The organism is Marinobacter sp., from assembly GCF_046484525.1.
Taxonomy (GTDB): domain Bacteria; phylum Pseudomonadota; class Gammaproteobacteria; order Pseudomonadales; family Oleiphilaceae; genus Marinobacter.
The window spans coordinates 1-7,527 of the sequence record NZ_JAWOIS010000041.1 but is presented as its reverse complement, the minus strand read 5'-3'; the positions used below and the strand labels follow the sequence as shown (position 1 = coordinate 7,527).

Genomic DNA, 7,527 nt, shown 5'->3' with positions numbered 1-7,527 from the left:
ACCGATCCGTCAGCTTCAGCTCAATCCTCCGGTTCTTCTGTAACGCCTCCGGACTGGTGCCTTCCGCCACCGGGAAGAATTCACCGAAACCGGCGGCCACCATCCGCCGCTCGGGTACCCCTTGGGCGGCCAGGTAGCGAACCACCGCCACCGCCCGGGCGGTGGACAACTCCCAGTTGGAGGGGAATTTCGGCGTGTTGATGGGCACGATATCGGTGTGGCCATCGATCCGGAGGATCCAGTCGACGTCCTCGGGAATCTTGCTGGCAACATCGAGCAGCAGGTTCGCCAGCTTGTCGAGTTCCCGCTTGCCGTCCTCACCCAGTTCCGCCGACCCTGAGGCAAACAGCAGTTCCGAAGGCAGCAGGAAGCGGTCGCCCACGATCCGGATGTTCTCGTTGCTGGCCAGGATGTCCCGGAGCCGTGCAAAAAACTCGGACTGGTACTGTTCCAGCTCGCTTACCCGTTCGGCCAGCAAGGCATTCAGGCGCTGGCTGACTTTTGCCAGTTCTTCTTCCTTTTCCGCGGTCATTTGTTCCTGAAGCTCCAGCGCCGAGGCTATCTTCCGCAACTGTTCCCGAAGGGATGCAATCTGGTTGGACAGGCGCAGGATCATGGCCTGCTGGCTGGCGGACATCTCATCCTTTTCGTCGATGGATTCCTCCATGCTGGCGAGGCGCTCGGCCTGGGCCTCGGCGGTGGCCGTTTGTTGCATCAGCTGTTCGCGGGTGGATTCCAGTCTATCTACCAGCTCGTCGTTACTGGCCAGGCTGCTGCTGTAGTCATCCTGCAGCGTGATCATCTGCTCTTCCAGGGCCTCGGTCCGGCTCCGTTCCAGCCCCAGCAACTCGGATAGTTCATCCAGCTGGGCGTTCAGGCGGGCGAGCTGGGTATCCCGGTCAGACAGAGTCTGGGACAGATAGAGCTGACTGACCACATAGACCAGCAGCATGAAGATCACCAGCATCAGGAGGGCGGACAGGGCGTCCACATAGCCCGGCCAGATGTTGGTGCTGCTCCGACTGCGTCGTTTGGATCCGATCATGACAGCTTTTTCTCGTCATCGACCCGGTCCACCAGGTTGGTGACGCCGGTCAGCCACTCCTCAAGGCCGTCGTAGAAACGGTTCTGGGCATGACCGGCCTGGATGTCGAGAAAGCCCAGGATCAGTGAGCCACCGAGTCCCAGCAGGGAAGAGCTGAAGGCTGTTCCCATCCCTTCCAGCGGCTTGAGCAGGCCGTCCTGCAGTTCCGCAAACACCTTGCCGAAATCCTCCTGGCTCATGTCCAGCCCGGTGATCACCTGACCCACCGCATTGATGGTACCCAGCAGTCCCCAGAAGGTGCCCAGCAGGCCCAGGAATACCAGCAGGCTGATGAAATACCGTGTGATTTCCCGCTGTTCATCCATGCGCGAGTGGATGCCGTCCAGCACTGTGCGCAGCGACAGCGTCGACAGGGTGAATCGGTCCCGTTTGGCGTCTTCGCCCAGTTGCCGGGCCAGCGGTTTGAGCAGACGGGGTTCCTGCACCACCGAGAGGCCGGCGTGGCCGGTGCGGAACTGGGCAATCCAGCGCAGCTCCGGGAACAGCACAAAAACCTGTCGGTAGGTCAGGGCGATGCCGACGATCAGAACGCCAACGATCAGCAGGTTGAAGACCCAGTTGGCCATAAAGGCGGTCATCAGCGGTTTGTGGATCAGAACACCAACGACCACCACCACGCCGAGGAACAGTGTCATCCAGAAAAGAGTGTGCTTGGGGTTGCTCATGACGAAGGCCAGTCTGCAGGAAGTTTCACAGAAACATAGCACAGGCTGGGGGATGTGTATCGGAGGAGGTAGAACATGAAAAAGGGGTCAGATGAAAGCTTTCATCTGACCCCTGGTTCGGGTCGGAGTCCGGCGGTTAAAGACGGGGTCAGATGAAGGCTTTCATCAGACCCCAGGGTCCGGTCCAACTCCGGGGTCAGAAGAACGCCTTCTTCTGACCCCATATTCACGGCAATCAGCTCTCCTGCAACGCCTGAACCACCGCCTTGGCGGCTCCTTCGGACGACGCCGGGTTCTGCCCGGTGATCAGCTTGCCGTCGACTACGATGTGTGGTGCCCAATCATCACCCCGGGTGTACTCCCCGGCGTTTTCCTTGAGCATGTCCTCCACCAGGAAGGGTACTATGTTGGTGAGCTGCACCGCATCTTCCTCGGTGTTGGTGAAGCCGGTGACTTTCCGGCCGCCGACAAGGTTCTGCTCCGGTTTGATGAACACGTTCTTGAATACAGCCGGCGCATGGCAGACTGCGCCAATCACCTTGTCCTGCTCATAGGCTGTTTTGATCAGGGCCACAGACTTCTCGTCGTTGGCCAGGTCCCACAGCGGGCCGTGGCCGCCAGGATAGAAAATGGCGTCGTACTCGTTCATGTCGACGTCGCTCAGTTTCTTGGTGCTGGCGAGCATTTCCTTGGCGTGGGCGTCCTTCATGAAGCGCTCGGTGGTTTCGGTGAGTGCGCCTTCGGCTTCGCTGTTGGGATCCACCGGCGGCTGGCCACCCTTGGGAGAGGCGAGGGTGATGTCGGCACCGGCGTCCTTGAACACGTAGTAGGGCGCGGTGAACTCTTCGAGCCAGAAACCGGTCTTATGGCCGGTGTCGCCCATTTGGTCGTGTGATGTCAGAACCATCAGGATCTTCATACAGGTCGGTACCTCTCGTTTCGGAATGAATGGCAGGTTTGCCCGATGTACTAAGCTAACTGGCATCGGAACGGTCCGGATTCAACCCTGGATACGTAAATTCACGGGGAGCAGATCTGGAGCGGCTATACTCGGTAGTGGTCGGAAACAGCTCGTCGTCTGTTCCAATGTATAGAAATTCCGGAAAGGACGCTTTTTTGATGGGACGTATTGTTACTTTCCTGTTGCTGCTGGCAGCCCCTGCCATGGCACAACAGGGCACAGAAACGGTCGAGCCCTTGACGGTGACCGTGGGAGTCAACCACGCACCTCCCTACCGAATTATCAAAGCCGAAGAGAAAAATGGCCTCTACGTGGAAATCTTTGGGGAAATCGCAGACTTGCTCGGTTGGCAGGTGCACTACCGGGAAGCCCCCTTCCGCCGTGTCCTCCGGATGGTGAGCCAGGGCGAGGTGGATATCATGCTCGGCCCGCTGCGCACCGACGCAAGGGACGAGCAGTTTGAATTCGTGGCGCCGGCCTTTCCGCCGGAACGCCGGCTATTTTTCTATCTCAACGACACTCACCGGATCGAACGCTACTCGGATCTTTACGGTAAGCGCATCGGGGTGCTTGAAGGCGCGCGGTATTTTAGTCGCTTTGACAGCGATCAGAACCTGATGAAAGAGTCGGCTCCCCGCTATGAAAACCTGATGCTGATGATGGCCAGGGGCCGGGTCGATGTGGTGATCGCGCCGGAACTGGTCGGCCTGTACACTGTCCGGCAACTGGACCTGGCAGCCCGGGTGTCGCCGTTCTTCGTGCCGGGGGAGCGCTCCTGGATCGCCATCGCGAAGGATTCGCCGGCACTTTCCTATGCCGATGACATCCGCGCGGCCCTGAAACTGATGGAAATGAACGGAACCCACGAGACCCTGGTGCTGAAATACCTGGAAAATTCCCCGCAATGACCCCCGATCACAACGATCTCTGGTTTTTACCCCTTGGTGGTACCGGCGAAATCGGCATGAACCTGAACCTCTACGGTCACGATGGCCAGTGGCTGATGGTGGATTGCGGTGTCACCTTCCCGAAACCGGGCCGGATTGCCGCTGATGGCACCGTGCATCATCGTGGCGAGCCGCCAGTGCAGATGGCCGATCCGGCCTTTATCGCCGACCGTCGCGAGCAGCTAGCGGGTCTGGTCATCACCCATGCCCACGAGGATCACGTCGGTGCGGTGCCCTACCTGTGGCCACTGCTGCAGTGCCCGGTCTACACCAACCGGTTCACCGCCGAGATCCTGCGCCGGAAACTGGCAGAATTCGACCTGCTGCACCGGGTGCCTATCATCGAGGTCAATACCGGTGACGAGAAGCAGATCGGTCCGTTCAGGGTGCAATGGCTGGCCCTGACCCATTCCATTCCCGATCCCAATGCCCTGATGATTCGCACGCCACTGGGCAACATCTTCCACAGTGGCGACTGGAAACTGGACGACCAGCCCCTGGTCGGCCATGGCTACTTGCCCAGGACCTTTACCGATCTGGCCGAGGAGGGCGTGGATGCCATGGTCTGCGATTCCACCAACGCCACGGTGAAGGGGCACTCCCTGTCCGAGGCGGCCCTGCACAGGGGGCTTCTGGACGCGGTACGCAGTGCCGAAGGTCGCGTGGTCGTGACCTGTTTTGGCAGCAACATTGCCCGGCTGCATACCCTGGCGGGCATCGCCCGGGAGACCGGCCGTTACATGGGGCTGCTGGGGCGCTCCCTGATCAACATGAGTGGCGCGGCCAAGGCGGCGGGAATCTGGGACCGGGCCGATGAATTGATTAACCCCTCTCATCTAGGTTATCTGCCCCGGGAAGAGGTTCTGGCGGTCGCGACCGGCAGCCAGGGTGAACCCAGGACCGCGCTGCGGCGGCTGGCGATGGGCAGCCATCCGGACTTCGAGCTGGAGGCCGGCGATACCGTGATCTTCAGCGCCCGGGCGATCCCGGGCAACGAGGAGGCGATTGCAGCCCTGATCTCCCGACTCAGGGATCTGGGCGTCCGGGTGATTACGGCGGAAGACGCCGGCGTTCCTATCCACGCCTCCGGCCATCCGGCCCAGGAAGAGCTGGAAACCATGTACCGCTGGGTGAAGCCCAACCTGGCGATCCCGGTCCATGGTGAAATGGAACACATGGAGACCAACGCCGATATCGCCCGGGCCTGCGGTGTGCCCCGAACCCTGGTGGGGCGGGACGGCGACCTGTTCATGATCCGGCCGGTGCCGGGCATCCGCCGGCAAGTCGTAGAAACTGGCCGGCTCGGCTGGCAGAAACAGGAGTTGGTTCGGGTTTATTGAGTGGTCCTGCAACGTGATAAAAGCCGTGGTGCTGAGCAAGCTAACCGGATAGACTCAGGCCACAAACGCTTACCGAACAAGTCCAATTCAGGAGGCACTCAACACCATGGCAATCTGGACCAGAACCCCGAACCTTGAACAAATGATGGAAGCCAGCAGAAAAACGGCTGTTGGCCACATGGGTATTGAATACCTCGAAGTCGGTGATAATTACGTGAAGGGCCGGATGCCGGTGGATGAACGCACGGTCCAGCCGTTCGGTATCCTCCATGGCGGTGCCTCGGTGGTGCTGGCGGAAACCCTGGGCAGCATGGCCGCCAACTGCTGCCTGAAGGATCCGGGCACCGTTGCCGTGGGTCTGGACATCAACGCCAACCACATCCGTCCGGTCAGCAAGGGTTGGGTTTATGGTACCGCCACCGCCCTTCATATCGGCAGAGCCACCCAGGTCTGGGAAATCCGAATCGAGAACGAAGAGGGCAAAACCACCTGTATCTCACGGCTGACAATGGCGGTCACCAAGCGTCCCGGATAAGTGGGTTACGGGGCTGGTTGCGAGGGTTTGCTGGTGATCAGACCCTGGTCGACGAAGTCCTGCAACACGATGTCGAAGCTGCCATCCGGCACTTCTTTCTTGATGCGATAGGTGGTGCTGGCATGGTCATCGGGTGAGGCCATCAGGTCGACCAGACGATAGGGCTCGAGCATCGATTTGTCCGCCTCCCGGACTAGCAGGACCTTAGGCTTGAGTTTCTGCCCGGGACGGGTCTCCACTACGATGCCGACCTCACCATTGTGCATCTCCACTATCGAACCGGGTGGATAGACACCGATCATCTGGATAAAGGTCTCTGCGAGTTCCGCGTCAAACTGGCTGCCCCGATGGTTGTGGATGATCTCCAGCGCCTGCATGGAGGCCCGGCCCTTGTCATAGATGCGGTTACTGGTGATGGCGTCGTAGGTGTCCACCAGACCGACCATTTTCGCGAACAGCGGAATCTGGTGGCTCTGCAGGCCGCGGGGGTAACCGGAACCGTCCATCCGCTCGTGGTGGCTGAAGGCCACATCCACTGCCGCCGCCAGGGCATTGCTGGTGCTCATGAGAATGGTGCGGCCGTGATTGGTATGTTCCCGCATGACGCTGAATTCGGCCGGGGTCAGGGCGCCGGGCTTGTTAAGAACCTGGTCCGGAATCCGGGTCTTGCCGACATCGTGCAGCAGTCCGCACAGGGCCAGGTTGCGGATTTCCCCTTCCAGCAATCCCAAGTGTTTGCCAAACGCGGCCGAAAGGATGGACACGTTGATGCAGTGCTCGGCTGTGTACTCGTCCTGATTCTTGATCTTGGTTAGCAGCAACAGGGCATTCTCGTTTCTCAGAACGCTGTCCACGCAACTGTTGACCACTTTCCGGGCATTGTTCAGATCCAGAGTGCGCCCCAGGCGAAGCCCTGCCATCAGGGATTTCGCGGTATCCCTGGCCTCCTCGAAACGCATCACCGCCGGACCCATCTCCTCCGACATGCTTACCTTGTTGATGTAATTGACGCGCTTGCGGGGCAGCTTGCTCCGGGACGAGGCTGCCGGGGGCTGGGCAGCGGATTTCTTGGGTTTGCCGAACAGACTTAAGCGTTTCCGGACAGGTTGTTGAGGTCGGGCTGCGGGCGCGGCCGCTTCGACGCCCGCTGCTGCGATTCAAGACCGGCGATGTCTGCTACCACTACACCGAACCCTGCCCCTGCGGCCGGACTACCATGCGCCTCGGGCCGGTGCTGGGACGCAAACAGCAGATGATCAAGTACAAAGGCACCACGCTTTATCCGCCCGCCTTATACGATATTCTCGACAATACAGAACATATCCACAATTACTATGTGGAAGTGTTTACCAATGCCATCGGCACTGATGAGATCATGATCCATATCGGCAGCCTTGCACAAGGCGATGCCTTTGAAAAGCAGATAAAAGATCACTTCCGGGCAAAGCTGCGCGTCGCCCCACAAATTGTTTTTGAACCTGTTACAGAAATTGAAAGGGTCATTAACCCCGAACAAGGCAGAAAATCCATTAAATTTGTGGACAAAAGAAATAATTAAGAGGTTGTATCAAAAGTTCTTTAACCACAGAGATCGCAGAGAAGGCACAGAAGACACAGAGTGTTTAGTGATTGATAATCAATTCTCTGTGTTCTCTGCGCATACTCCGTTACCTCTGTGGTTAATAAAGAATTTGACTTTTAATACAATCTCTATCGGGATGAGGAACCCTAAAACGCTATATTATGAAAACCAAGTCACTGTTAATCATTGCTTTAATGGCCGTAGGTTTAAACAGCCAGATGAACGGGCAGTATGCCGTGCCGACATTTTCAGCGTATCCGAAATCACCTGGTCCAGAAAATAACGGCATTACATCAGCATAAATTTTTTACTTTTGGCCGAGGGAAATAAGCTTAGCCAGTAATTTGATTATGTCCGTATGAAAACATTGCAGCCAACGCTCCGGAAATATG

General features: G+C 58.4%; 8 protein-coding genes. 4 read left to right on the top strand and 4 right to left on the bottom strand.

Annotated elements, in window-relative coordinates:
- The 3 genes from R6W86_RS08835 to R6W86_RS08825 all read right to left on the bottom strand — a co-directional run.
- The coding region (locus tag R6W86_RS08835; RefSeq protein WP_410328996.1) for a peptidoglycan -binding protein at nucleotides 1–1,045 on the bottom strand (1,045 nt) is incomplete at its 3' end.
- A complete protein-coding gene (locus tag R6W86_RS08830; protein ID WP_410328995.1) occupies nucleotides 1,042–1,770 on the bottom strand; it encodes a flagellar motor protein MotA in 729 nt (242 codons plus the stop codon). The genes R6W86_RS08835 and R6W86_RS08830, both read right to left, overlap by 4 nt.
- 235 nt (nucleotides 1,771–2,005) lie before the next feature.
- Entirely contained in the window at nucleotides 2,006–2,689 is a 684-nt protein-coding gene (locus tag R6W86_RS08825; RefSeq protein ID WP_410328994.1) for a type 1 glutamine amidotransferase domain-containing protein, read from the bottom strand.
- Between the two features lie 200 nt (nucleotides 2,690–2,889).
- Here R6W86_RS08825 and R6W86_RS08820 point away from each other — a divergent pair, with 200 nt between their 5' ends.
- The 3 genes from R6W86_RS08820 to R6W86_RS08810 all read left to right on the top strand — a co-directional run bounded on the left by R6W86_RS08820 (nucleotide 2,890) and on the right by R6W86_RS08810 (nucleotide 5,553).
- Entirely contained in the window at nucleotides 2,890–3,639 is a 750-nt protein-coding gene (locus R6W86_RS08820; RefSeq protein ID WP_410328993.1) for a substrate-binding periplasmic protein, read from the top strand.
- Nucleotides 3,636–5,018, top strand: a complete 1,383-nt coding sequence (locus tag R6W86_RS08815; RefSeq protein ID WP_410328992.1) for a ribonuclease J — start codon at nucleotides 3,636–3,638, stop codon at nucleotides 5,016–5,018. The genes R6W86_RS08820 and R6W86_RS08815 overlap by 4 nt, the downstream gene beginning before the upstream one ends.
- A 106-nt stretch (nucleotides 5,019–5,124) precedes the next feature.
- Entirely contained in the window at nucleotides 5,125–5,553 is a 429-nt protein-coding gene (locus tag R6W86_RS08810) for a hotdog fold thioesterase (protein WP_410328991.1), read from the top strand.
- A gap of 5 nt (nucleotides 5,554–5,558) precedes the next feature.
- Here R6W86_RS08810 and R6W86_RS08805 read toward each other — a convergent pair whose 3' ends face one another.
- Nucleotides 5,559–6,539 (bottom strand): HD-GYP domain-containing protein, encoded by a 981-nt coding sequence (locus R6W86_RS08805; protein ID WP_410328990.1) that lies wholly within the window; start codon nucleotides 6,537–6,539, stop codon nucleotides 5,559–5,561.
- 230 nt (nucleotides 6,540–6,769) lie between these two features.
- On the opposite strand from R6W86_RS08805, the gene R6W86_RS08800 reads away from it, so the two are divergent.
- Nucleotides 6,770–7,111 (top strand): hypothetical protein, encoded by a 342-nt coding sequence (locus R6W86_RS08800; protein ID WP_410328989.1) that lies wholly within the window; start codon nucleotides 6,770–6,772, stop codon nucleotides 7,109–7,111.
- The last annotated feature ends 416 nt before the right edge of the window (nucleotides 7,112–7,527 follow it).